The sequence below is a fragment of the Rhodoferax sp. SPJ4 genome, assembly GCF_058216275.1.
On the sequence record NZ_JBYZMN010000004.1, the window covers coordinates 308,247 to 332,482 of the forward strand.

Consider the following 24,236-nt stretch of genomic DNA (forward strand, 5'->3'; position numbering starts at 1 on the left):
GGGTGCATACAAAACACCTCATTTCATCGAAGGGGCACCCAAAAAGCCGTGAAAAAGTTGTGTTTTCCCCTCGAATTGAGCATGGAGGTACGCAAAAAGCACTAGTGTCACAAGATGTTGCGTTAGTATTTCGCCCACTGAACCATTCCCTTTGATCTGTTCGCAGAAAGATTCCCATGATCACTTCCCAAGACAATGCCCTGACGGGCGTGGCCGTCGCTCAACCCCCCGTCGGCGCCCCGGTCCTGCTGGCCCAGGCCACCACCGAAGCCGCGGCCGCTGTGGCCGATGTGGGTGCCAAAGCGGGCACTGCGCCAGCGCTGGCCGTGTTGACCGGTGCGTCGTCCGGCGTCGAGATTGTTCGCGGCAGCGCGCGCATCCCGGTGACTTCGGAGCAGGTCTTGCAGGTAGGTGATAAGGTGCTGGTGCCCAAAGACGGCTCAGCCAATGTGGTGTTCCCCAGCCCCGGTGGCAACAAGGCCCCGCTGACCGGCGTGTTTTCCGGAGGCACCGAGGCCGTGATCGGCGTGCGCCCCCTGGCCGCTGGCGTGGACCAGGTGCAGGTGGACATGGTCTCCGGCGAACTCTTCATGGGCGCCACCGAAGCGCAGGACATCGCCTCGGTGGCGGTGAAAAAGGCCGGCTCGGGTGGCCTGGCTGGCGCCGGTCTGGGCGCGTTGGGTCTGTTGGGTTTGGCCGGTCTGGCCCGCGGCAACGGCAACGATGGCAACAACGGTGACGGCAACGGCGTTCCCGGTCCCCAAGGCGAAGCCGGCCCCGCAGGTCCCGCCGGCGCGACCGGTGCGACGGGCCCCGCAGGTGCGAATGGCACGAACGGCACCGACGGTGCAGCCGGCCCGGCGGGCCCCGCTGGCACCAACGGCACGAACGGCGAGTCCTTCGGCCTGGTCGACCAGCAGCTGCTTGACACGGTCAATGCCGGCGGTTCGCTCGACCCGCTGGTGGGCGTGGGTGGTCTGGCCGGTGACACCGGCCCTCTGGACACCTTGACCAGCGGCGCGCTGGTGGACAACCGTGGTTTGATTCTCGACACCAGCGCCGCTGGCGGCGGCCTCGGTGGCTTGGGTGGCCTGATGGGTGGCGGCTCCGACCCCACCGGCGCCCTGACCGGTCTGCTGGGTGGCCTCGGTGGTGCTGGCTTGCCCACTGGCGCCACCTCCACCGGCGGTGAAGCACCGGCCCTGCCCGTGCTGGGTGGCCTGCTGACCGAAGGCGCTCCACTGGCTGCCGTGCAGGGTCTGCTCGGCGGTGCCGCCCTGCCCACCGGTGGCGCTCCCGCGCTGCCGGATGCTGGCGCCCTGACGGCCACGATCACCGGTCTGCTGGGCAATGCCCCGGCCCTGCCCACCGGCGGTGAAGCACCGGCCCTGCCGGCCACCCCCGCACTGCCGCTGGACACCGGCGCCCTGGCGTCCATCACCGCGCTGGCCCCCGTGACCCAGCTGCTGAGCCTGGGTCAACTGCCCCTCTGATCTGACCCCAGGCCTTTGCACAGGCAAAGGCCGTCCGAGGTGCGATACACCTCAGCCAAAGGGCCTTGCTTGCAAGGCCCTTTTTTTGGCCCCTGCCGGGATGAAGCGCGGAAAATCGCCCGCACTAGCCGTTAGAATCCCGGGTTACCCCTAAATCTCTTGCCTCAAGACCCTATGAGCGAACAAGCTGAAGACCACACCGGCCCCATCAAGACCCCCATGCAGTTGCTGGTCGCGGTTTTTTTCTCCTTTGTTGTCCCCGTGTTTGGCATCATTGCTTTGGTGTTTTACGTGGTGTCGGGCAACAAGCCTGCACCCGGCGTCAGTGAAGCCGAAATGCAGAAATCCATCGCCAGTCGCCTGCAAAAGGTGGGCAGCGTGGAAATCCGTGATGCCAATCGCCCGCTGAAGAGCGGCGAAGAAGTGTTCGCGGCCCAGTGCACAGCCTGTCACACCGCCGGTGTGGCCGGCGCGCCCAAGATCGGCGACGCCGGCGCCTGGGCGCCCCGCATCAAGACCGGCTATGAGGCCTTGCTGACCTCGGCCCTGAAGGGCAAGGGCGCGATGGGTGCCCAAGGCGGTGGCGATTTTGACGATGTGGAAATCGGCCGTGCCGTGGTGCACATGGCGAATGCAGCTGGCGCCAAGTTTGACGTGCCACAAAAAGCCGCACCGGCTGCTGCGAAATAAGCGCAATTCTCCCCCAGTGAAAGGCCGGTCAGTGACCGGCTTTTTTCATGGGCGAGCGAGTTCGCTGCCGCGGCACTTCCGTCAGCCAGTCGCGCGTTGCAGCGTCGGGCTGACCACGTAGCCGAAACGGCCGGGCAAGGTGCTGGCCGCCAGTTCCTCCAGCGACCACAGGCGCTGCTCGATCGCCAGCGCCGCGGTGGCCACGTCCAGCGTGTGGACCAGGCCCAGCCCCCGGTCGGTCTCCAGGTAGACATGGCCCAGTTCGTCCAGCACCGCTCGCCGCACCACCACTGGCTGCCCAGTGTGAGAGGTCACGGTCAGGTCGCTGGCGATGCGCCAGACCCAGGGCGCCCACTCGAGCTCCACATAGACGCGCTGCGGCCCGTTCTGGAAGAACCACTGGCCCTGGTCGTCCGCCGCGTAGTTGCGGCCAATGAACTCCACCAGCTTGTCGTGCCGCAGCACCGAGCCCTTGCTGCGCGCCGTGCCGCCGGCAAACGGCCCGGCCGCCTGCGCGCCATCGTCACGCATCCACCACTGACCACGCGCGTCGAGCCCCAGCCAGCCATAGCAATCCGGCACGTTGGGCCACTTGGCCATGGCCTGCCGGACGATGTCATCCATGGCTCACCTCCGCGGTGGGCAAATGCGTGGCCAGCCAGCCACCCACCGCATCGGGCATGGCCCGCACATGGCCGGGCGGCCGGCCGTGGGCAAAGCCAACATGGCCGCCCTGCGCCGGCTGCCACAGCGTGACATGGCGACCGACCTCGCTGGCCTGCGGCAGGCTGGAGGCCGGCACAAAGGGGTCGTTGCGGGCATTGACCACCAGGGCCGGCACCCGGATCTGGTGCAGATGGGGCTTGGCCGAGGCCCGCAACCAGTAATCTTCGGTGTTGCGGTAGCCGTGCAGCGGGGCGGTGAACACGTTGTCAAACTCGTACAGGTCGCGTGCTGCCAGCAAGGCCTCGCGGCGGAACAAACGGGGGTGCTGGGCCAGCTTGGCCAGGGCCTTGGGTTTCATGGTGCGCAAAAACATGCGGGTGTAAACCAGCCGGTTGAAGCCCCGGCCGATGGCCCAGCCGCCGGCCGCCAGGTCGATCGGCGAACACACGGCCGCCACCGCCTGCACCGTGCGCGCGGCCGCCTCACCGGCCTCTTCGGCCCAGCGCAGCAAGGCGTTGCCACCCAGCGAAATGCCCACCGCCAGCACCGGGCCGCCGCCGTTCAACGCATGGTGGGCCGCACAACGCGCCAGCATCCAGCCGATCTCCTCGAAATCACCGGAGTGGTAGGCCCGGGGGGCCAGGTTCAACTCACCGCTGCAGCCGCGGAAATGGGGCACGGCAAAGGCCCAGCCCCGCTCGCGGGCGAACTCGGCAAAGGCCTCCGAGTAGTGGCTGCGCGACGAACCTTCCAGGCCGTGGAACTGCACCAGCAAGGGCCGCGGCGTGTGGGCGGGGGCGTCGGGCTGGTGCAGCCAGTCGACGTCGACAAAGTCACCGTCGGGGGTGGTCCAGCGCTGCCGGCGGTATTCGGGCGGCGCCCCAAACACCCGGCGCGACATCACGGCCGGCCAGATGGTCTGCGCCTGGCCACCGGGCAGCCAGGCAGGGGCGCGGTACTGCATGGCTTCAGTGCAGTGTGGAGGGAACTTCGGAAAAATCGTGCAGGTCGGAGGACACCCCCGGCGTGACGTGGTGGACCACCATGCGCCAGCCCTGCGGGGTCTTGTGGTACACGTTGGTGGCCACCGCACTGGCCTGGCGCACGCCGTCGGCGGTCAGCACGTCGATGCGTTCGACCAGGTTGTGCACCGCGCTGGCCAGCGACTGCACCCGGCGCACATTGCCGGGAAAAGCCTGGATGGTGCCGTTGGCAAACATCTGCTCGAAACTTGCCCGGATGGCCGCCAGCCCCACCAGCCGGGGCCCACCAGGGTGCACACAGACCACCTCGTCCTCGTCGGCCCAGCAGGCCATCAGGCGCTCGATGTCGCCGCTTTGCAGCGCGTCGTAGAAGGCCGCTTCGGTGTCGTCGGCGGTGCCACCCACCGTGGCGGCCTGGAGTTTGGCTTTGGTCATGCGTGCAAGCGTGTGCGAGGGAGCTTCATTGTGCCGCGCTTTGGCCGCTGGACGGCTGATTCAGCGCCGGCTGAGCGGCATCGGCCGTGGCGCAGTCTCCGGATCGCCGCGCCCCAGCCAGTGGCGCACCACCGCGGCGAGTGGTCCCTGCATCGCCCGCCACACCGTCTCTGGCGCCGCGATGTGGATGCCCGGCGGCAACTCGTGCAGCGCGGTGGTGACGAATTCGGCCACCTTGCTGGCCCGCACCGGCTGCTCGCTCTGCGGCACCATGTAGCCAAACACCGATAGCATCCACTGGGCCACGCGGGCCAACGGGTTGGCCGGTGGCGTGGCGGCCTGGGGTTTCTGGGCGGTGCGCACAATCATCAGGCGCTCAAAGCCCAGCGCCGCCACCGCCTGCTCGTCCAGCGTGGCAAGGCCGCGCTTCAAGGCCTCGGGCAGCCGCCCCGGCGCATGGGGCAATACCACCGCCAGGGTGCGCACGCCACAGGCATGCAGCCACTGCGCCAACGCGGGCAATTGGCCGGGCACAGGCATCCACAGCGCACGCTCGCGGTCGTGGTACAGGCGGGGCACGTCGAACACCACCACCCCCACATCGGCCTGCAAGGCGGGCAGCGTGGTGCGATGCCAGTCGTCCAGCCAGGCCTGCTCGCCGTGCAAGGCGTCGGGCACCAGCAAGGGGGTGACCTCGCGCAGGCCAGCGGTGAAGGGCTCGCGCACCAGCACCTGCACAGGGGCATGGCGTTGCGCCCCGGCCAGCCGTGTGAGCAACTCGGTGCCCAGCGCACCGGCCGCACCGGCGATCACCAGCGACGGGCGGCGTTGGCCTGGGGCCGGTGGCGGCGGGCGGCGCTCGGCCGCCTGCAGGGCGTGGAGTGGGGACAGGGTCATGACAACGGCCTGCGGCGGGTGTGGTCACAGCCACACCGGCAGGCAGGGGAAAAAGGGCCTTGATTGAAGCACAGAACAGCGTGGCCGTCTGGCCGGGGTGGCCCCGCCACTGAGGCCGCAGGGTCGCGTATTCACCAGTCTATTCTGCGGCCCAAGGGCCCGGGCTTGCGCTACCATGGCTGGGATTCATGACACCCCGTCGCCTGCAGGGCGCGCGGGTGTTTTTCCCCTGGCAACCATGCAGCACTCTGTGACCGAACCGGCGCCTTTTCACATCCTGCATCTGGAGGATTCCGAGGCCGACCATGAACTGGTGGTGTTCGCGTTGCAACGCGAAGGCTTCCCCGTCCAGGCCACCTGGGTCGACAACTTCGACGCGTTTGCGCAGCAGATCGCCTCGTCGCGCTTTGACGCGATCCTGGCCGACTACAACCTGCCCGACTGCACCGCGCTGGACGCTCTGCGGCTGGCCAAGACCTGCCACCCAACCACGCCCTTCATCATCGTCTCCGGTGCCATTGGCGAGACCGCGGCCATCGGCATCCTGCACGAAGGGGCCAGCGACTATGTGTTGAAAGACGGCCTGCACCGGCTCAGCCCGGCGCTGCAGCGGGCCCATGAGGCCAAGCAGAACCTGATTGCCCGCGAGCAGGCCGACGCCAAGCTGCGCGAGTCGCAGCAGCGCATCGCCGAACTGGCGCGGCATTTGCAGACCAGCATCGAGGCCGAGCGCACCACCATCGCCCGCGAGATCCACGACGAGATCGGCAGCGTGCTCACCGCTTTGAAGTTCGACATGTCCTGGATCAGCCGCCATGCTTCGGAAGAGGCGGTGGTGGGCCGGGCCTTGAACTCGCTGGAGACCATTGACCAGGCCATCCAGTCGACCCAGCGCATCATGGTCAACCTGCGGCCGGCGGTGCTCGACCAGGGCCTGGTCCATGCCATCGAGTGGCTGGCCCGCACCTTCGAGAAGCGCACCGGCATACGCACTGTGTTCCACACCACCCAGCCCCAGATCAGCCTGCCCGACGAGGTGCAGCAAGTGGCCTACCGCACCGCGCAGGAAGCGCTGAACAACGTGGTGAAACACGCCCATGCAACCGAGGTCACTTTGCACATGACACCCGACACCGGCGTGTTGTCGCTGGAAATCAGCGACAACGGCAAAGGCCTGGACGACGCCGACCTGGCCAAGCCCAAATCCTTCGGCATCCGCGGCCTGCACGAGCGGGCGCAGACGGTGGGCGGCTGGGTGGACGTGAGCACCAGCCCGCAGGGCACGGCGGTGATTCTGTCGGTGCCGCTGGTCGACCCGGACTTCTTTGCCAATGGCAAGGGGGGCGCATGATCCGCGTCGTGCTGTGTGACGACCACGCGCTGGTGCGGCGAGGCATCCGCGACACCATCAGCGAGGCGGTGGACATCCAGGTGGTGGGCGAGGCCGGCGACTACGCCGAGCTGCGCGAGGTGTTGCGCAACACGCCTTGCGATGTGCTGCTGCTCGACATCAACCTGCCGGGCCGCGATGGCCTGGATGTGCTCACCACACTGAAGGCCGAGGGCTCGCCGATCAAGGTCTTGATGGTCTCGATGTACCCGGAAGACCAGTACGCCATCCGCAGCCTGCGGGCCGGCGCGTCGGGCTACGTCAACAAGGCCGGCGACCCGCTGCTGCTGATCAATGCGGTGCGGGTGGTGTCGCTGGGCCGCAAGTACGTGACACCCGAAATCGCGCAGATGCTGGTGGACAGCCTGACCAACGAGCCCACCGAAGCGCCGCACAACACCTTGTCCGACCGCGAGATGCAGACGCTGCTGAAAATCGCCTCGGGCAAACGCTTGTCGGACATTGCCGATGAGCTGATGCTCAGCCCCAAGACCGTCAGCGTCTACCGGGCCCGGGTGCTGGAGAAGCTCAAGCTCTCCAACAACGCCGAACTCACGGTTTACGCCATCCGCAACGGCCTGGTCTAGGCCCGCGGCACGCCCCCTCGGGGCGGATTTCGTCACCGCCGTTCCCCCGCTTCCGGGCGCAGGCCCACCCCTTCGGGCCGATCTAGCATGGATTGCCCCGGCTTCACCGCCGTGAAACCTCGACTATTTCCGCTTTTCGGCATTTCCGATCGAATTCCGGCATTAGTTGTGTAGGAATTTTCCAGACACGGCATGCGGTGGAAATGGACAGTTGAAACAGCCGTTTGCTAACTCAAGAACCCCGCCCCCCACTTCACAATTCATCCATCGCAAACAGATTTTCAAACCCTCTGATTTGCAGAAAAGCGGCAAATTTCCCGATAGTTTCTGACTGGAGTGACACCATGCAACAAGACGACCAAATCCTTGAAGACATCCGTGAGACCAACATGTCTTACCTGATGCTGGCCCAGCGCCTCATCCGCCAGGACAAGGTCAACGCGCTGTTCCGCCTGGGCATCTCGGAAGACACCGCCAACACCATCGTCGGCCTGTCGCCGGCCCAGTTGATGAAGGTGGCCTCGGTCAACACCCTGCTGTGCCGCTTCCGCATGGACGACACCACCGTGTGGAACCTGCTGACCCAGCAAAACCTCGGCAAGTCGTCAAACAGCCAAACGGCCCGCTTGCACGCCAACATTCTGATGGCTGGCAATTTCAAAGAAGCCATGTAAGAGACCGGTTGCTGCACCAGCCACCCGACACAGGACATTCCAGGAGTACCCGCCATGATCGCCAAAAGCATTCTCAATGAAACCCGGCAAATTGAACGTGCCGTGACCCTGATTCAACTCGGCGCGCGCCTGCAAGTCCTGGAAACCGAAACCAGCCTGTCTTACGAGCGCCTGCTGCGCCTGTACAAGGAAGTGTCGGGCAAGTCACCGTCCAAGGGCCAGCTCCCGTTCTCGACCGACTGGTTCCTGACCTGGCAGCCCAACATCCACGCCTCGCTGTTTCTGAACATCCACGAGTACATCTCCAAGACCAGCGACCTGGAAGAGATTGATTCAGTGATCAAGGCCTACTCGCTGTACTGCGAGCAGATGAAGGCCTGCGATGTGGAACCGCTGCTGTCCATCACCCGCGCCTGGCGTCTGATGAAGTTCGTCGACAACGGCATGCTGACCATGACCAAGTGCAAGCATTGCAGCGGTCTCTTCGTCAGCGAACCCTACGAGAACGCCAAGCACTACGTGTGTGGCCTGTGCAACCCACCGGCACGGGCAGGCAAGGGCCAGTCGCTCGGCTCCATCCACCTGCACTGACACCGCGCCCACTGGCCAAGGCCAGCGGGTTTGCCAGCATCCCCAACGGGCCCTCACGAGGGCCCGTTGGCGTTTTGCCCATCCCCTTTTTGACGCCAGCCAAAGAAAAAGCCGCCCCAGCTTGCGCTGGGACGGCTTGGTGATTCGCCTTCGCCGAAGCGAATGCTCAGCGGTAACGGAATTCGGCGCGACGGTTCAGGGCATAACCCTTTTCGGTCAGCTCGGTCGAGGCGGGCTTTTCAGCGCCCAGGCTGACGGCTTCCACCTGGTTGTCGGCCACGCCTTGCAACACCAGCGACTTGCGCACAGCCTCGGCACGCTTCTGACCCAGGGCCAGGTTGTATTCACGGCCACCGCGCTGGTCGGTGTTGCCTTCGATCAGCACCTTGCGATCGCGGTTGGCGATCAGGAACTTGCCATGGGACTGCACGACACCGGTGAATTCTGGCTTGACCACGAAGCTGTCGTAGTCAAAGTACACCACGGTAGGCACGCCGGGAGGGCCAGCGCCGTCGGTCGGTGCGACCGCGGTCACCGCGGCCGGGCGGGCCGTGGCAATGGCCTGGGAACCCGCGCCGTCGCCGCCAGCGCCACTGCCTGCGGAGGCACTGGGCGCACGGTTGCCGTAGTAGTAAACGGAAACTTCCTCGCCCTTGGGGGGAGTCGATGCACAGCCAGCCAACAGCAGCGCAGCCACGCTCAGTGATGCGATAAGAAATTTCATGTCGGGACCATCCTCAGTTTTTAGAAAAGTTGCCTGCAACGCAGATTGATACAAAAGTATACGCCCAGCCCCTGCATTTTCAGCTTTTTTGCGTGCGCTACAGGGGCGGACCCATTGTATTTTGGCTATTTTACGACGCCATTCTCAGCCAGAAGCCAGGTTCGCCGGACGCGGCCCTCACCTTCAAAGAATTTCTTTTCTTCCGCCCAAGGCCGCCAGGGCAATGGGCAATTAAGCCGGGCTTTCCCTGGCTCTTTGGGGCAATGCCGAGGGAGGCGACTGTCAAACTTGCTTTCATGCCGTCGCCGGTGTCCAGCGCACGGCACACCACCCCCGGATGGCCACAGACCCGACATGAAAGTTGTGATGCACTGCCCCTGTATTCCTCGCCTGCGGCTCCGCACCCCCGCCCCGACCTCTGGCCGCACGACGGCCGCCATTTGCTGAGCGGCCGAACGATGGGTTGCCTGACCATGCCGTCCAACAAAACACAAATCGAGCACAACGCGCTGATTCGGCTTTACAGCCCGCTGGTGCGCAAGCTCGCCCACCGGATGATTGTTCGGTTGCCGCCCAGTGTGGAACTGGACGACCTGGTGCAAGTCGGCATGATCGGCCTCACCGAAGCGCTGTCGCGCTTCGACGCGTCCCAAGGTGTGCAGTTTGAGACCTTTGCGGCGCAGCGCATTCAGGGCGCGATGCTGGACGAGTTGCGCGGCGTGGACTGGGCCTCACGCGGTGCGCGGCGCAGCCAGAAGGACATCGACCGCGTGGTGCACAAACTGGAACAAAGCCTGGGCCATGCGCCTTCGGAGGCCGAGATCGCCGAGGCCATGCAGCTGAGCCTGCGCGAGTACCGGCAACTGTTGTCCAAGGCCCGCGGCGTGCAACTGGTGTACCTGGAAGACCTGGTGTCGTCGGCCAGCGAAGGTGACGAGTTCCTTGATCGCCACGCCGGGGACATGGAGGCCGACCCGATGCGCCAGCTCGGCACCAGCCGCAAGCACAGCGCGCTGGCGGCGGCCATTCAGGTGCTGCCCAAACGCGAACAGTACGTGATGAGCATGTACTACGAACACGACATGAAGCTGAAGGAAATCGCAGTGGTGCTGGGTGTGACCGAATCGCGCGTGTGCCAGCTGCATGGGCAGTCCATCGCCCGGTTGCGCAACAACCTGCAGGCCCACTGAGCAAGGCATCCCCCCGCAGCAATGCAAAAGGCCCGACGGTTTCCCGTCGGGCCTTTTGTCTGGTGCCAGCAGGGCTGGCTTATTTCTTCTGGCGGTACTTGCGCAGGGCGGCAATCTGGGCGGCCATGACGGCCAGCTCGGACTGGGCCTTGGCCAGGTCCAGGTCGCTCTTGGCGTTCTTCAGCGCCTCTTCGGCTGCGGCCTTGGCGGCGTTGGCCTTCTCGTCGTCGAGGTCCTTGCCGCGGATGGCGGTGTCGGACAGCACGGTCACGTGGTTGGGCTGCACTTCCAGAATGCCACCGGCCACGAACACGAACTCCTCGCTGCCGTCGGCCTTCTCGATCCGCACCGAGCCAGGGCGGATACGGGTGATCAGCGGCGTGTGACGCGGGTAGATGCCCAGTTCACCCGCTTCACCGGGCAAAGCCACAAACCGGGCCTCGCCCGAGAAGATGGACTCCTCGGCGCTGACAACATCGACGTGGATGGTGTTCATGGCTTAGACCTTCTTGGCCTTCTCGAACGCTTCGTCGATCGTGCCGACCATGTAGAACGCCTGCTCGGGCAGGTGATCGCACTCGCCGTTGGCAATCATCTTGAAGCCGCGGATGGTTTCCGACAGCGGCACGTACTTGCCGGGCGAGCCGGTGAACACTTCGGCCACGTGGAAAGGCTGCGACAGGAAACGCTGGATCTTGCGGGCACGGGCCACGGCCAGCTTGTCTTCCGGTGCCAGTTCGTCCATGCCCAGAATCGCGATGATGTCGCGCAGTTCCTTGTAGCGCTGCAGCGTGCCTTGCACGGCGCGGGCCACCGAGTAATGCTCTTCACCGACAACCAGCGGGTCCAGCTGGCGGCTGGTGGAGTCCAGCGGGTCCACAGCGGGGTAGATACCCAGGGCGGCAATGTCACGCGACAGCACCACGGTGGAGTCCAAGTGGGCGAAGGTGGTGGCAGGCGACGGGTCGGTCAAGTCATCTGCAGGCACGTAAACGGCCTGGATGGAGGTGATCGAGCCCACCTTGGTCGAGGTGATGCGCTCTTGCAGACGACCCATTTCTTCGGCCAGCGTCGGCTGGTAGCCCACGGCGGAAGGCATGCGGCCCAGCAGAGCGGACACTTCGGTACCGGCCAGCGTGTAGCGGTAGATGTTGTCCACGAAGAACAGCACATCCTTGCCTTCGTCGCGGAAGGATTCGGCGATGGTCAGGCCGGTCAGCGCCACGCGCAGACGGTTGCCTGGGGGCTCGTTCATCTGACCGTAGACCATGGCGACCTTGGACTCTTCGAGCTTCTCGAGGTTCACCACGCCGGAATCGGCCATTTCGTGATAGAAGTCGTTGCCTTCGCGGGTACGTTCGCCCACACCGGCGAACACCGACAGACCGCTGTGGGCCTTGGCGATGTTGTTGATGAGTTCCATCATGTTCACGGTCTTGCCCACACCGGCGCCACCGAACAGACCCACCTTGCCGCCCTTGGCGAACGGACACACCAGGTCAATCACCTTGATGCCGGTTTCCAGCAGCTCTTGCGAGGGGCTCAGTTCGTCGTAGGCCGGGGCCTTGCGGTGAATGGAAGCGGACAGGGAAGCCGACACCGGGCCGCGCTCGTCGATCGGGCTGCCCAGCACGTCCATGATGCGGCCCAGTGTGGCCTTGCCCACGGGCACGGTGATGGGGTTGTTGGTGTTGTACACCATGTTGCCGCGGCGCAGGCCGTCCGACGAACCCAGCGCAATGGTACGGACAATGCCGTCGCCGAGCTGCTGCTGCACTTCGAGGGTCAGCGTCGAGCCGTCCATCTTCAGTGCGTCATAGATGCGGGGCATCTGGTCGCGCGGGAATTCGACGTCCACCACGGCGCCGATACATTGAACAATCTTGCCTTGAACTTGAGCCATTTGTTGCTCCAATTAAATTAAACCGCCGCGGCGCCTGCCACGATCTCCGAAAGTTCTTTCGTGATCGCTGCCTGACGCGTTTTGTTGTAGACCAGCTTCAGCTCACCGATGACGCTGCCGGCGTTGTCGGTGGCGGCCTTCATGGCCACCATCCGGGCCGATTGCTCGGACGCCATGTTCTCGGCCACCGCCTGGTAGACCAGTGCCTCGACGTAGCGCACCAGCAATTCGTCAATGACGGACTGGGCATCGGGCTCATAGATGTAGTCCCAGCCGTGCTCACCGCCACCGGCCTGGGCTTCCGCTTCCATCTTGGCAGCCGACAGGGGCAGCAACTGCTCCACCACCGGCTCCTGCTTCATCGTGTTGATGAAGCGGGTGTAGCTCAGGTAGACCGCGCTGACTTCGCCCTTGACGTAAGCGTCGAGCAGCACCTTGACGGGGCCGATCAGCTTGTCGAGGTGCGGCGTGTCACCGAGTTGCGTCACATGCGACACGACCTTGGCGCCGACCCGGTTCAGAAAACCGAGGCCCTTGTTGCCAATGGCCACGGCCTGGGCCGACACGCCTTCGTTTTGGAAGTCGCGCAGCTTGTTGGTGACCGCACGCAACACGTTGGTGTTCATGCCGCCACACAGGCCCTTGTCGGTGGTCACCACGATGAAGCCCACCGACTTGGCGTCGTTGGTCTTCATGAAGGCGTGCGTGTACTCCGGGTTGGCCTTGCCGAGGTTGGCCGCAATGTTGCGGACCTTGTCGCTGTAAGGCCGGGCCGAACGCATGCGCTCCTGCGCCTTGCGCATTTTGGACGCGGCCACCATTTCCATGGCTTTGGTGATCTTCTTGGTGTTCTCCACCGATTTGATCTTGCCGCGTATTTCCTTGCCTGCTGCCATAACGGGCTCCTGCTAGGAAATTAGGCGAAAGACTTCTTGAACGCGCCAATGGCAGCGGTCAATTCGGCTTCGGCATCCTTGTCCATGGCCTTGTCTTTGTCCAGCTTGGCCAGCAGTGCAGCGTGCTTGTCTTTCAGGTAGGCGTGCAGGCCGTGCTCGAACGACAGGATCTTCTTGACGTCCACGTCGTCCATGAAACCCTTGTTCACAGCAAACAGCGTCGCACCCATCAGGGCGATGGACAGCGGGCTGTACTGAGCCTGCTTCAGCAGCTCGGTCACGCGGGCACCGCGGTCCAGCTGCTTGCGGGTGGCTTCGTCCAGGTCGGAAGCAAACTGCGCGAACGCAGCCAGTTCACGGTACTGGGCCAGGTCGGTACGGATACCGCCGGACAGGCTCTTGATCAGCTTGGTCTGGGCTGCACCACCGACGCGCGACACCGAGATACCGGCGTTGATGGCGGGGCGGATACCGGCGTTGAACAGGCTGGTTTCCAGGAAGATCTGGCCGTCGGTGATCGAGATCACGTTGGTCGGTACGAAAGCGGACACGTCACCGGCCTGCGTTTCGATGATGGGCAGGGCGGTCAGCGAACCGGTCTTGCCCTTGACTTCACCCTTGGTGAAGGCTTCGACGTAGTCGGCGTTCACGCGAGCGGCACGCTCCAGCAGACGGCTGTGGAGATAGAACACGTCGCCAGGGTAGGCTTCGCGGCCTGGCGGGCGGCGCAGCAGCAGCGACACTTGGCGGTAGGCCACGGCCTGCTTGGACAGGTCGTCGTACACGATCAGCGCGTCTTCGCCGCGGTCGCGGAAGTACTCGCCCATGGTGCAGCCGGAGTAGGCCGACACGAACTGCATGGCAGCCGATTCAGAAGCGGAAGCGGCCACGACGATGGTGTATTCCATCGCGCCGGCTTGTTCCAGCGCGCGCACCACGTTCTTGATCGACGAAGCCTTCTGGCCGATCGCAACGTAGACGCAGGTCATGTTCTGACCCTTCTGGTTGATGATCGCGTCGATCGCCACAGCGGTCTTGCCGGTCTGGCGGTCGCCAATGATCAGCTCGCGCTGGCCACGGCCCACGGGCACCATGGAGTCGATCGACTTCAGGCCGGTCTGCACCGGCTGGTCCACCGATTTACGCGCGATCACGCCGGGAGCGACCTTTTCGATCACGTCGGTCATCTTGGCGTTGATCGGGCCCTTGCCGTCGATCGGCTGACCCAGCGCGTTGACCACGCGGCCAATCAGTTCGCGACCCACCGGCACTTCCAGAATGCGGCCGGTGCACTTGACCGTGTCGCCTTCGGAGATGTGCTCGTACTCACCCAAGATCACGGCGCCGACGGAGTCGCGCTCGAGGTTCAGGGCCAGACCAAAGGTCGGCTGGCCGTCCTTGGTGGCGGGGAATTCCAGCATTTCGCCCTGCATCACATCGGACAGGCCGTGGACGCGCACGATGCCGTCGGTCACGGAGACCACGGTACCCTGATTGCGAATGTCGGCGCTGGCAGACAGCCCCTCAATCCGGCTCTTGATCAGTTCAGAAATTTCTGCGGGATTGAGTTGCATGACTCTTTCCTTCTTTCTTTAAATTACCAACAGACCCACACCACCCTCAGGCGGTCAGGGCCACTTTCATTTGTTCAAGACGGGCTTTGACGGACGTGTCGAGCACCTCATCGCCAACCACCACGCGGATGCCGCCGATCAGGGCCGGCTCCAGCGCCACTGCCACATTGAGCTTGCGCCCAAAGCGCTTTTCCAGGGTTTGCGCCACGTCGGCCAGGGCCGCCCCATCAATGGGATAGGCGCTGTAGACCGTGGCATCCGACGAGCCGCTCTGGGCGTTCTTCAGCGCGCGGAACTGGGCAGCGATCTCGGGCAAGGCCACCAGGCGGCCGTTGTCGATCACGGTGCGCAGAAAGTTCTTCGCATGCTCGGACAAAGACAACCCGGAAGCGCCGACGATGACGTCGAACACCTGGGCCGAGCTGACCTTGGGGCTGTCGGCAAACTGCTGCAGCTGGGCGTCGGCCGCCAGGGCAGCCAACGGGTCGAGCCAGGTGGCCGCGCCCGACAGATCGGCCTTGGCGGATTGGAACAGGGCTTCGGCGTAAGGGCGGGCGATGGTGGCGATTTCGGCCATGGTCTACCTTTACAGCTCGGTCTTCAGGCGGCCCAGCAAATCGGCGTGCACCGAGGCGTTGACCTCTTTGCGCAGGATTTGTTCGGCACCCTTGACAGCCAGCGCAGCCACCTGCTCGCGCAGGGTTTCGCGGGCCTTGATGGACTGCTGTTCGGCCTCGACCTTGGCCGCAGCCACGATCTTGTTGCCTTCTTCCGTGGCACGGGCCTTGGCTTCTTCGATGATGACCTGCGCGCGGCGCTCGGCATCAGCCAGGCGTGCCGCTGACTCGGTGCGCGACTTGGCCAGTTCGGCTTCGACGCGGTTGTTGGCAGCCGACAGTTCCGACTTGGCCTTGTCCGCCGCGGCCAGGCCGTCCGCGATCTTTTTGGCGCGTTCGTCCAGGGCGGCAGCGATGGGCGGCCACACGAACTTCATCGTGAACCCGACCAGAATCAGGAACACGATCATCTGAATGATCAGGGTACCGGTAATGCTCACTTTTCATCCTTACCCCCGGGGTGCGCTGCGCGCCCCACCAGGGAATGAATTTCGTTAATCCGGCGAAAAATTACTTCGGCAGGTTGGCGATTTGGGCCAGGAACGGGTTGGCCGTGGCGAACCACAGGGCGATACCGGTACCGATAATGAAAGCCGCGTCGATCAGACCGGCCAGCAGGAACATCTTGGTTTGCAGTTCGCCCATCAGCTCGGGCTGGCGTGCAGCGGATTCGAGGTACTTGCTGCCCATGATGCCGATACCGATACAAGCGCCCACAGCGCCCAGACCAATGATCAGGCCGGCGGCCAGTGCGACAAAGCTGATAACTTCCATGATGACTCCTAGAGGACTTTGGTTAACGAAAAAAGAAAACGGAAAGGGAAAGGGTTTGCGCTCAGTGAGCGTCATGCGCCTGGCCGATGTACACCAGGGTCAACATCATGAACACGAAGGCTTGTAGCGTGATGATCAGGATGTGGAAAATAGCCCAGGCGGTGCCGGCAATGATGTGGCCGATGGCCAGGCCGATGCCGGTGGCGCTCAGCGACCAGGCACCACCCATCAGGGCGATGAGCAAGAAAATCAGTTCGCCGGCGTACATGTTGCCGAACAACCGCATGCCATGCGACACGGTCTTGGCGATGAATTCGATCATCTGCATGGACAGGTTCAACACACCGAGGATCAGCGCGAACACCGGGTTCTTGCTGGTGCCGAACGGCGCCGTCACCAGCTCGTGCGCCCAACCGCCGACACCCTTGATCTTGACGTTGTAAACCAGGCAGACCACCAGAACCGACACCGACAGACCCATGCTCACCGACAAATCGGCGGTGGGCACGACACGCAAGTAGGCGTGGTGCGGGTCATGGCCAGCGGCGCCGTAGATGGCTTCCCAGATCAGGGGCAACAGGTCCACCGGCAGCAAGTCCATGGCGTTGAGCAGGAAAATCCAGACAAACACCACCAGCGCCAACGGGGCCACCAGCTTGCGGCTGTTGGCGTTGTGCACGATGCCCTTGGCCTGGGAGTCGACCATCTCGACCAGCAACTCCACCGCCGCCTGGAAGCGACCGGGCACACCCGAGGTGGCTTTGCGCGCTGCCAGCCAGAGCAGCCAGCAACCCAACACCCCCAGGGTGATGGTGAAGAACAAAGAGTCGAGGTTGAAGACTGAAAAATCAGCCACCGACTTCGGCGCCTGCGTTTGCAGGTGCGTCAGGTGGTGAATGATGTATTCACCTGCTGTAGGTCCGGTTCCAGAAGACATCTGTTTACTCGTTTGTCTGTTTCAACTTTTTGGGTGCAACCACCATGGCCACCCAATACACCTTCATCGTCACCACCAGGCCCACCAGCAACGCCGGCCAGCTCAGCGGCACAACCCACCTTGGCGCAGCCACCAGCATGGCCACCGACAAGGCGATCTTGGCCATTTCCCACAAAAAGAACCCGAACACAGCCGTGCCTGGGTTGATTGAAGAGAAACGCCCCGTCAAACCTCGCGCAAACAGGGCCCCGGGCAAAATCACCGCCAAGGCCCCGTAAGCCGCCGACCAAGCCACCACCGCCTGCCGGGTGATCAGCCAGGCCGCACTTGAAACCAGCACACCCGCCACCACCTGCCAACCAAGCACTCGCCAGGGCGAAAGCTGGGGCTGCGTGGCGCGCAGCGTTTTGACTTGCTCCGCCGTCAACGGCGGGGCTTCGCCCAGTCCGTAGTCGTCGGCACCGTCTTCATGGCGTGAGGAGATTTGTGACATCCCTTGAATACGCCTTGGTTGCTTGGGAACTTTTTTGCGCAGCCTCTGATTATACGTAGAAACCCGTGGAAATCTCCACAATGGCCCCACGACTGCGCGCGAAGGCCGCACAGAGGCAGAGACTCGGCCCATGTCGGACAATCGGATTCGGCGTTGTTTCACACGCCGCCCGCAACTGTATCAGGGTGTGTCGCCAGCGAGACCGGCGCCACCCCACCACCGAACTTCACCCGCACCCGGCGCACGATGACACTGTCGCTTTCTCGCAACCTGCGCCGCCACCTGTGGCTGGGCTGTGGCCTGATTTTGCTGCTGGCAGGCTGCAGCACCCCCAACCCCTACGAGGCCCCCGAGCGTCCGCACCACACCGCCACCGGCTTTCGCAACAACGACATCGGCACCGTCAGCAAATCGCTCGGCGACCTGGCCCGCTGGCTCTCCGAACGCCAGTTGTTTGGTGACACCCCAGCCGCCCCCCCCACCCCCACCGCGGCACCCGACCTGGCAGGGCTGCGCCGCCAGACCCGAGGCGGACCCGCTGCGCCGCCCTCCGTGACCTGGATAGGCCATGCCACCACCCTGGTGCAGGCCGGTGGCCTGACCGTGTTGACCGACCCGATGTTCAGCCAACGCGCCTCGCCGGTTTCCTTCATCGGCCCCCAACGCCTGCAGCCGCCTGGCATTGCGCTGGCCGATCTGCCCCACGTGGACGTGGTGGTGGTGTCGCACAACCACTTTGACCACCTGGACCAAGCCAGCGTGGTGGCCCTCGCCGCCCAGGCCGGTGGCCCGCCGCTGTTTCTTGTGCCGCTGGGGGTTGAGGCCTGGCTGCAAGACCTGGGCATACGCCACGTGGTGGCACTGGACTGGTGGCAATCGCACCGGGTGGGCGACACCGAATTTTTCCTGACCCCAGTCCAGCACTGGTCGGGCCGCAGCTGGAGCGACCGCAACCGCAGCCTGTGGGGTGGCTGGGCGGTGTTTCACCGCGACTTCCAGTGGTATTTCAGCGGCGACACCGGTTACAGCGGCGACTTCGTCCGCACCCGCGAGCGCTTTGCCGACCGCCAGCGCGACGGAGGCTTTGACCTGGCCTTGATCGCCATCGGCGCTTATGAGCCCCACTGGTTCATGAAAGACCAGCACATCAACCCCCGCGAGGCGGTGATGGTGCACAAGGACCTGGGCGCCAAACGCAGCATTGGCGTGCACTGGGGCACCTTCAAGCTGAGCGACGAAGCCCTGGACCAGCCACCCAAAGACCTGGCCGCCGAGCGCCGCCGCCAAGGCATTGCCGACGCGGCATTCGATGTCATGGCCATCGGCGAAACCCGCCCCCTGGCCCTTCGAACCGCACCCCGCACCGCCGCCACCGGCAAAATCTTCCCTTCGACCGCCACCCGCTGAGCCACCGCGCCATGAACACCCCCACCCCACCCCCCGAGCGCGCCGAGTCGCTGATCGACTACCCCTGCCCCTTCCCCATCAAAGTCATGGGCACCAACGTGGAGGGCTTTGTGAATGCGGTGGCGTCCATCGCCCGGCAGTTCGACCCGGCCTTTGACGCCTCCACCATCGAACTGCGCGACAGCAAGGCCGGCAAGTACCTGGGCGTCACCATCACAGTGACCGCCACCTCGCGCGAGCAGCTGGACGAGCTGTACCGCACGCTCAGCACCCACCCCATGGTGCGGGTGGTCTTGTAAGCGCGGCGATGGAAGTGCTGATGCGGCACTGGGGTCATGTGCCCCACGCCGAGGCCTATGCCGCGATGCAGGCCTTCACCGCCCAGCGCACCGCCGACACCCCCGACGAGCTGTGGCTGTGCGAGCACCCGCCGGTCTTCACCCAGGGCCTGGCCGGCCAGGCCAGCCATCTGCTGGCGCCAGGCGACATTCCGGTGGTCAGCACCGACCGCGGCGGCCAGGTCACCTACCACGGTCCCGGCCAGGTGGTGGCCTACCCGCTGCTGGACCTGCGCCGGACCGGCTACTTCGTCAAGGAGTATGTGTACCGGGTGGAAGACGCGGTGCTGCGCACCCTGGCCCACTTTGGCGTAACCGGCCACCGCGTGCGGGGTGCGCCCGGCATCTACGTGCGGCTGGATGACCCGGCGTCCCACGCCATGCTGCGCACCAGCACCTCCGACGCAGCACCCTTTGCCGGCCTGGGCAAGATCGCCGCACTGGGCATCAAGGTCAGCCGGCACTGCACCTACCACGGCGTGGCCCTCAATGTGGCCATGGACCTGGCACCCTTCTCACGCATCCACCCCTGCGGCTACGCCGGCCTGCAGACAGTGGACCTTTCTACAATCGGGGTCTCCACCACCTGGGGTGAGGCCGCCGAGGTGCTGAGCCACAAGCTTGTGCACTGCCTTGCCCCCTGAGCCGAAAGAGAGCCCCTGATGAGCCGCCCCGAAGTCTCCCGCCCCGTGGTTCGGGACGTGCAATCCACCGACAGCTACGACCCGTCGGCCAAACAAAAGGCCGCGGCCAAACTGTCACGCATCCCGGTCAAGGTGCAACAGGCCGAGGTGCTGAAAAAGCCCGACTGGATTCGTGTGCGGGCCGGTTCACCCACCACCCGGTTCTACGAGATCAAGGACATCCTGCGCAAGAACAAGCTGGTCACCGTGTGCGAGGAGGCCTCCTGCCCCAACATCGGTGAATGCTTCGGCAAGGGCACGGCCACCTTCATGATCATGGGTGACAAATGCACCCGCCGCTGCCCCTTCTGCGACGTCGGCCATGGCCGGCCCGACCCGCTGGACGCCAACGAGCCGGAAAACCTGGCCCAGACCATCGCCGCGCTGAAACTCAAGTACGTGGTGATCACCAGCGTGGACCGCGACGACCTGCGCGACGGCGGCAGCCAGCATTTTGTGGATTGCATCCGCCGCACCCGCGAGCTCTCGCCCGGCACCCAGATCGAGATCCTGGTGCCCGACTTCCGGGGCCGCGACGACCGGGCGCTGGAGATCCTCAAGGCCGCGCCGCCCGATGTGATGAACCACAACATGGAAACCGTGCCCCGGCTCTACAAGGAGGCCCGGCCCGGCAGCGACTACGCCTTCAGCCTGAACCTGCTGAAGAAGTTCAAGGCCTTGCACCCCGGCGTGCCCACCAAGAGCGGGCTGATGGTGGGCCTGGGCGAAACCGACGACGAGATCCTGGCCACCATGCAGGACATGCGTGACCACGGCATCGACATGCTGACCATCGGCCAGTACCTGGCCCCCAGCAACAGCCACCTGCCGGTGCGCCGCTACGTCCACCCCGACACCTTCAAGATGTTCGAGGCCAAGGCCTACGAGATGGGCTTCAGCCATGCCGCGGTGGGGGCGATGGTGCGCAGCTCCTACCATGCCGACCAGCAGGCCCACGCGGCCGGTGTGCCGGGCTGAGTCGGGCCACTTTACAAACTGCCGCTGGCCTCGGCGAGACAGACTCCCTAGAATCCGGCCCAATGCCAGCGGGCCCCTGCGGGATCCGTGGCGCCCACCCGACAGCACAGAACCGAAAGGAGTGGAGGCAGGCGCTGTCCCTGACTGGGTGCAAGCCCAGGTTCCACGCACACACATGCACCATGGATTGACCGCCACCGCACTGGCCTTGGCTCTCGGTTTGGCCGGCACCGCCAGCGCCCAGAGCAGCCAAGTGAATGGCCTGTATTTCGAAGCGAAACTCAACATGGCCCGCGCCAAGCTGGACAACGGCAGTGGCACCAAGGTGAAGTACAGCGACCAAGGCCTGGGCCTGGCCCTGGGTTACAAGATCGACCCCAGCCTGGCCGTTGAATTCGGTGCCGACAGCCTGGGCAAAGACCAGGGCATCAAGCTGCGCGGCGCCTATGCCGGCCTGGTGGCCAGCTACCCGCTGACGCCGGAATTGACCGGCCGGTTCAAGGCCGGTGTGGTCAACCTGGAAAGCAAGGTCAACGGCGTCAAGGTCGACCGCAACCGCCTCTACCTGGGCGCCGGCGTGGACTACCCGCTGGCACCGGCACTGAGCCTGACCGGCGACTACCGTTACACCAAGTTCGAGGGCGAACCGGTCCACACCTTCAGCGTGGGCACCAAGTACGCGTTCTGACGCTGTCCACCCGGACAGCCAACGGCAAAGGGCACCCTCGGGTGCCCTTTTTTCTGGGTGGCTGACGGCGCCCTCAGGCCAGCAGCTCGGCCGGCTCGTCGGCCGCCATCACCTGCTGGGCCCACAGTTTGAGCTTGGCGGTGTCGGCCCGCAGCACCTGCTGCTTGACCGCCAGAATCTGCGCCGGGTGCATGGAAAAGCTGCGCAGGCCCATGCCCAGCAGCAAGCGGGTCAGCCCCACGTCGCCGGCCATTTCGCCACACACACTGACGCCCTTGCCCTGGGCGTTGCACTCGGCAATGGTGTCGGCCACCAGGCGCAGCACCGCCGGGTGGGTGGGGTCGTACAAATGGGCCACCGACTCGTCGGCCCGGTCGATGGCCAGGGTGTACTGGATCAGGTCGTTGGTGCCAATGGACAGAAAGTCGAAGTAGCGCAGGAACAGCTTGACGTTGAGGGCCGCCGCCGGCACCTCGATCATCGCGCCCAGGCTCACGGCCCCATGGGCCACGCCACGCTGGTCCAGCTCGGCGCGGGCCACGTCCACCAGCGCCAGGGTTTGCCGGATCTCGCGGGCATTGCCCAGCATGGGGAACAGCAGGTTCACCTGGCCATGGGCAGCCGCCCGCAGCACCGCCCGCAGCTGGGTCAAAAACATCGCCGGGTCGGCCAGGCTCCAGCGGATGGCGCGCAGCCCCAGGGCCGGGTTCAGGTGGGCGTCGTCGCGGTAGCCGCGCTCGCCGGCCTTGGCCAGCGGCTTGTCGGCCCCGACGTCCACGGTGCGGATGGTGACCGGCAGGCCTTGCATGCCCTCGATCGCCCGCCGGTAAGCCTGGTACTGCTCCTCTTCGCCGGGCAACTGGCCTTGCCGCCCCATGAACAGGAATTCGCTGCGGAACAGGCCCACGCCCACCGCGCCGGCGCTCACCGCGGCCGGGGCGTCGTCGGGCATTTCGATGTTGGCCAGCAGCTCCACCTTCTGGTCGTCCAGCGTCACCGCCGGTGTGTAGCGCAGCCGCGTCAGGCGCTCGCGCTCCAGCTCCCCCTGGCGTTGCTTGAAACCGTATTCGGCCAGGATGATGGGCGACGGGTCGACGATGACCACGCCGGCATCGCCGTCGATGATGACCCAATCGTCCTGGCGCACCAGCTGGCTGGCGCTGCGCGCTCCCACCACGGCCGGGATGTCCATGCTGCGCGCCACGATGGCGGTGTGCGAGGTCTTGCCGCCGACATCGGTCACGAAGCCGGCAAACACGCTCTGCTTGAACTGCAGCATGTCGGCCGGCGACAAGTCGTGCGCGATCAGGATCAGCGGCACGTCGATGGTGTCGTCCAGCAGCAGTTCCTGCGAGGATTTCTTGCGCGACTCACGCGTGCCCGGCGGCGGCGCCAGGGCCGAGGGCGCGCCCTTCATGGCCCGCAGCACCCGCTCGGCGATCTGCTCCAGATCGGCCTTGCGCTCGCGCAGGTAAGGGTCTTCCATCTCGTCGAACTGGCGCGAGATCACTTCCAGCTGGGCCGTCAGCGCCCATTCGGCGTTGTACAAACGGCCGCTGACCCATTGCTTGACGCCCTGGATCAGGTCGTCGTCCTGCAACAACAACAGGTGCACATCGAGCAGCGCCGCCAGCTCGTGGGGCGCGTCCTTGACCCGCATCTCGCTGAGCGACTGCTGCAGGCGCAGGATTTCCTCGATCACCAGGTTGCGCGCCACCCGCACCCGGTCGATCTCGGCGTCGACCTGGCCCGGGGCGATGAAGTAATGGGCCACGTCGACCCGGCTGGAGGCCACGATCACGGCCCGCCCGATGGCGATGCCGCGGGCCACCGCCAGGCCGTGGATGGCGAAGGTCACTCGCCTTCTCCGAACTTGTCGGCAATCAGCGCCAGCAAGGCCTCCATGGCCTGGGCTTCCGACTCGCCGTCGGTCTCGATCTCCACGCTAGAGCCCAGGCCGGCGGCCAGCATCATCACACCCATGATGCTCTTGGCATTGATGCGGCGCTCGCCCTTGCTCATCCACACGTCACAGGGAAAACTGCCCGCCAGCTTGGTCAGCTTGGCCGACGCACGGGCATGCAGACCCAGCTTATTGCTGATGGTCGTGGTGGTCTTGATCATTTTTTCTTCGGGCTTGGTTTTGGGGCGCGGTGATGGCCACCAGCATGACGCCCTGGATGCCGCCGGCCACCGCGCGGCTGACCAGCGCATCGAGCGATTCGTGGCGGTAGTTCACCGTGCGCAGCAGCATGGGCAGGTTGACGCCGGCAATCAGCTTGGTGCGCGCACCGTCCACCAGTTTCTGCGCCACGTTGCAGGGCGTGGCACCGAAGATGTCGGTCAGCACCAGCACCTGGGCGGTGCCCAGCTGGGCCAGCGCGATGCGGGCGGCAGCCAAGGTTTCGTCGGGCGACACATTGGGCTGCACATCCACCGCCACCACGCCGTTGGCGCTGTCGGGGAACACATGCAGCACGCAGGCCCTCAGGGCATGGGCCAGCGGCGCATGGGCCAGGATGAGAATGCCGGTGTTCATAACGTCCACCAGATTATGGCCATGAACCGCGGGCGTCCATCGGCCTGTGCCGATGAAAGTTGACACGCGGGCCGGCCCTTGGGCAGAAG

General features: G+C 64.9%; 29 protein-coding genes. 12 read left to right on the plus strand and 17 right to left on the minus strand.

Features of this window, described 5'->3' with window-relative positions; genetic code table 11:
* Positions 1-176 precede the first annotated feature (176 nt).
* Together AC4BAR_RS14585 and AC4BAR_RS14590 are read left to right on the plus strand one after the other, a co-directional pair.
* Positions 177-1,493: a hypothetical protein gene (locus AC4BAR_RS14585; protein WP_490628613.1), complete on the plus strand. Its 1,317-nt coding sequence runs from the start codon at positions 177-179 to the stop codon at positions 1,491-1,493.
* A gap of 174 nt (positions 1,494-1,667) precedes the next feature.
* Positions 1,668-2,183: a c-type cytochrome gene (locus AC4BAR_RS14590; RefSeq protein WP_490628614.1), complete on the plus strand. Its 516-nt coding sequence runs from the start codon at positions 1,668-1,670 to the stop codon at positions 2,181-2,183.
* A gap of 81 nt (positions 2,184-2,264) precedes the next feature.
* Here AC4BAR_RS14590 and AC4BAR_RS14595 read toward each other — a convergent pair whose 3' ends face one another.
* The 4 genes from AC4BAR_RS14595 to AC4BAR_RS14610 are packed head-to-tail and all read right to left on the minus strand — an operon-like array spanning position 2,265 to position 5,164.
* Positions 2,265-2,807 carry a DUF2946 family protein gene (locus AC4BAR_RS14595; protein WP_490628615.1) on the minus strand — a complete coding sequence of 181 codons (543 nt, stop codon included), beginning with the start codon at positions 2,805-2,807 and terminating at the stop codon, positions 2,265-2,267.
* Positions 2,800-3,813 carry a YheT family hydrolase gene (locus tag AC4BAR_RS14600; RefSeq protein WP_490628616.1) on the minus strand — a complete coding sequence of 338 codons (1,014 nt, stop codon included), beginning with the start codon at positions 3,811-3,813 and terminating at the stop codon, positions 2,800-2,802. Before AC4BAR_RS14600 ends, AC4BAR_RS14595 begins: the two co-directional genes overlap by 8 nt.
* Positions 3,814-3,817: 4 nt before the next feature.
* A complete protein-coding gene (locus AC4BAR_RS14605; protein WP_490628617.1) occupies positions 3,818-4,267 on the minus strand; it encodes a YybH family protein in 450 nt (149 codons plus the stop codon).
* A gap of 60 nt (positions 4,268-4,327) precedes the next feature.
* Complete coding sequence (locus AC4BAR_RS14610; RefSeq protein WP_490628618.1) at positions 4,328-5,164, minus strand: Rossmann-fold NAD(P)-binding domain-containing protein; 837 nt, start codon at positions 5,162-5,164, stop codon at positions 4,328-4,330.
* A 238-nt stretch (positions 5,165-5,402) separates the two neighbouring features.
* Between AC4BAR_RS14610 and AC4BAR_RS14615 the strand changes: the two genes are divergently transcribed.
* The 4 genes from AC4BAR_RS14615 to flhC all read left to right on the plus strand — a co-directional run bounded on the left by AC4BAR_RS14615 (position 5,403) and on the right by flhC (position 8,406).
* Entirely contained in the window at positions 5,403-6,515 is a 1,113-nt protein-coding gene (locus AC4BAR_RS14615) for a hybrid sensor histidine kinase/response regulator (RefSeq protein ID WP_490628619.1), read from the plus strand.
* A complete protein-coding gene (locus AC4BAR_RS14620; RefSeq protein WP_490628620.1) occupies positions 6,512-7,141 on the plus strand; it encodes a response regulator in 630 nt (209 codons plus the stop codon). The genes AC4BAR_RS14615 and AC4BAR_RS14620 overlap by 4 nt, the downstream gene beginning before the upstream one ends.
* Positions 7,142-7,485: 344 nt before the next feature.
* Positions 7,486-7,815, plus strand: a complete 330-nt coding sequence (gene flhD, locus AC4BAR_RS14625) for a flagellar transcriptional regulator FlhD (protein WP_490628621.1) — start codon at positions 7,486-7,488, stop codon at positions 7,813-7,815.
* 54 nt (positions 7,816-7,869) lie between these two features.
* The gene (gene flhC, locus AC4BAR_RS14630) at positions 7,870-8,406 is read left to right on the plus strand and encodes a flagellar transcriptional regulator FlhC (RefSeq protein WP_490628622.1); all 537 of its coding nucleotides are present in this window, start codon (positions 7,870-7,872) and stop codon (positions 8,404-8,406) included.
* A 166-nt stretch (positions 8,407-8,572) separates the two neighbouring features.
* Here the strand turns inward: flhC and AC4BAR_RS14635 are convergent, their stop codons facing one another.
* Complete coding sequence (locus AC4BAR_RS14635) at positions 8,573-9,130, minus strand: OmpA family protein (protein WP_490628623.1); 558 nt, start codon at positions 9,128-9,130, stop codon at positions 8,573-8,575.
* Between the two features lie 473 nt (positions 9,131-9,603).
* On the opposite strand from AC4BAR_RS14635, the gene AC4BAR_RS14640 reads away from it, so the two are divergent.
* Complete coding sequence (locus tag AC4BAR_RS14640; protein ID WP_490628660.1) at positions 9,604-10,320, plus strand: RNA polymerase sigma factor FliA; 717 nt, start codon at positions 9,604-9,606, stop codon at positions 10,318-10,320.
* Positions 10,321-10,399: 79 nt separating this feature from the next.
* On the opposite strand, the gene AC4BAR_RS14645 is transcribed toward AC4BAR_RS14640, so the two are convergent.
* The 9 genes from AC4BAR_RS14645 to AC4BAR_RS14685 form a co-directional block, all read right to left on the minus strand.
* Complete coding sequence (locus AC4BAR_RS14645; RefSeq protein ID WP_490628624.1) at positions 10,400-10,816, minus strand: F0F1 ATP synthase subunit epsilon; 417 nt, start codon at positions 10,814-10,816, stop codon at positions 10,400-10,402.
* 3 nt (positions 10,817-10,819) lie between these two features.
* The gene (atpD, locus tag AC4BAR_RS14650) at positions 10,820-12,223 is read right to left on the minus strand and encodes a F0F1 ATP synthase subunit beta (RefSeq protein WP_490628625.1); all 1,404 of its coding nucleotides are present in this window, start codon (positions 12,221-12,223) and stop codon (positions 10,820-10,822) included.
* A gap of 17 nt (positions 12,224-12,240) precedes the next feature.
* Positions 12,241-13,119: a F0F1 ATP synthase subunit gamma gene (gene atpG / locus AC4BAR_RS14655; protein ID WP_490628626.1), complete on the minus strand. Its 879-nt coding sequence runs from the start codon at positions 13,117-13,119 to the stop codon at positions 12,241-12,243.
* Positions 13,120-13,139: 20 nt separating this feature from the next.
* Positions 13,140-14,693, minus strand: a complete 1,554-nt coding sequence (atpA, locus tag AC4BAR_RS14660; RefSeq protein ID WP_490628627.1) for a F0F1 ATP synthase subunit alpha — start codon at positions 14,691-14,693, stop codon at positions 13,140-13,142.
* Positions 14,694-14,739: 46 nt separating this feature from the next.
* The gene (locus tag AC4BAR_RS14665) at positions 14,740-15,270 is read right to left on the minus strand and encodes a F0F1 ATP synthase subunit delta (RefSeq protein ID WP_490628628.1); all 531 of its coding nucleotides are present in this window, start codon (positions 15,268-15,270) and stop codon (positions 14,740-14,742) included.
* A 9-nt stretch (positions 15,271-15,279) separates the two neighbouring features.
* Entirely contained in the window at positions 15,280-15,750 is a 471-nt protein-coding gene (locus AC4BAR_RS14670; RefSeq protein ID WP_490628629.1) for a F0F1 ATP synthase subunit B, read from the minus strand.
* A 70-nt stretch (positions 15,751-15,820) separates the two neighbouring features.
* Entirely contained in the window at positions 15,821-16,084 is a 264-nt protein-coding gene (gene atpE, locus AC4BAR_RS14675) for a F0F1 ATP synthase subunit C (RefSeq protein ID WP_007830191.1), read from the minus strand.
* 61 nt (positions 16,085-16,145) lie between these two features.
* The gene (gene atpB / locus AC4BAR_RS14680; RefSeq protein WP_490628630.1) at positions 16,146-17,021 is read right to left on the minus strand and encodes a F0F1 ATP synthase subunit A; all 876 of its coding nucleotides are present in this window, start codon (positions 17,019-17,021) and stop codon (positions 16,146-16,148) included.
* A 4-nt stretch (positions 17,022-17,025) separates the two neighbouring features.
* A complete protein-coding gene (locus AC4BAR_RS14685; protein WP_490628631.1) occupies positions 17,026-17,514 on the minus strand; it encodes an ATP synthase subunit I in 489 nt (162 codons plus the stop codon).
* Between the two features lie 246 nt (positions 17,515-17,760).
* Between AC4BAR_RS14685 and AC4BAR_RS14690 the strand changes: the two genes are divergently transcribed.
* From AC4BAR_RS14690 to AC4BAR_RS14710, 5 genes are all read left to right on the plus strand, one after another.
* Entirely contained in the window at positions 17,761-18,921 is a 1,161-nt protein-coding gene (locus AC4BAR_RS14690) for an MBL fold metallo-hydrolase (RefSeq protein ID WP_490628632.1), read from the plus strand.
* 11 nt (positions 18,922-18,932) lie between these two features.
* Entirely contained in the window at positions 18,933-19,220 is a 288-nt protein-coding gene (locus AC4BAR_RS14695) for an HP0495 family protein (protein WP_490628633.1), read from the plus strand.
* A gap of 8 nt (positions 19,221-19,228) precedes the next feature.
* Entirely contained in the window at positions 19,229-19,903 is a 675-nt protein-coding gene (gene lipB, locus AC4BAR_RS14700; RefSeq protein WP_490628634.1) for a lipoyl(octanoyl) transferase LipB, read from the plus strand.
* A gap of 18 nt (positions 19,904-19,921) precedes the next feature.
* A complete protein-coding gene (gene lipA / locus AC4BAR_RS14705; RefSeq protein ID WP_490628635.1) occupies positions 19,922-20,920 on the plus strand; it encodes a lipoyl synthase in 999 nt (332 codons plus the stop codon).
* Positions 20,921-21,095: 175 nt separating this feature from the next.
* Positions 21,096-21,608 (plus strand): porin, encoded by a 513-nt coding sequence (locus AC4BAR_RS14710; RefSeq protein ID WP_490628636.1) that lies wholly within the window; start codon positions 21,096-21,098, stop codon positions 21,606-21,608.
* A 73-nt stretch (positions 21,609-21,681) separates the two neighbouring features.
* On the opposite strand, the gene ptsP is transcribed toward AC4BAR_RS14710, so the two are convergent.
* Genes ptsP through AC4BAR_RS14725 form a run of 3 tightly spaced genes read right to left on the minus strand, consistent with a single transcriptional unit; the run spans position 21,682 to position 24,147 of the window.
* Positions 21,682-23,466 (minus strand): phosphoenolpyruvate--protein phosphotransferase, encoded by a 1,785-nt coding sequence (ptsP, locus tag AC4BAR_RS14715; RefSeq protein ID WP_490628637.1) that lies wholly within the window; start codon positions 23,464-23,466, stop codon positions 21,682-21,684.
* A complete protein-coding gene (locus AC4BAR_RS14720) occupies positions 23,463-23,732 on the minus strand; it encodes an HPr family phosphocarrier protein (RefSeq protein ID WP_490628638.1) in 270 nt (89 codons plus the stop codon). The genes ptsP and AC4BAR_RS14720 overlap by 4 nt, the downstream gene beginning before the upstream one ends.
* The gene (locus AC4BAR_RS14725; protein WP_490628639.1) at positions 23,701-24,147 is read right to left on the minus strand and encodes a PTS sugar transporter subunit IIA; all 447 of its coding nucleotides are present in this window, start codon (positions 24,145-24,147) and stop codon (positions 23,701-23,703) included. Before AC4BAR_RS14725 ends, AC4BAR_RS14720 begins: the two co-directional genes overlap by 32 nt.
* Positions 24,148-24,236 lie beyond the last annotated feature (89 nt).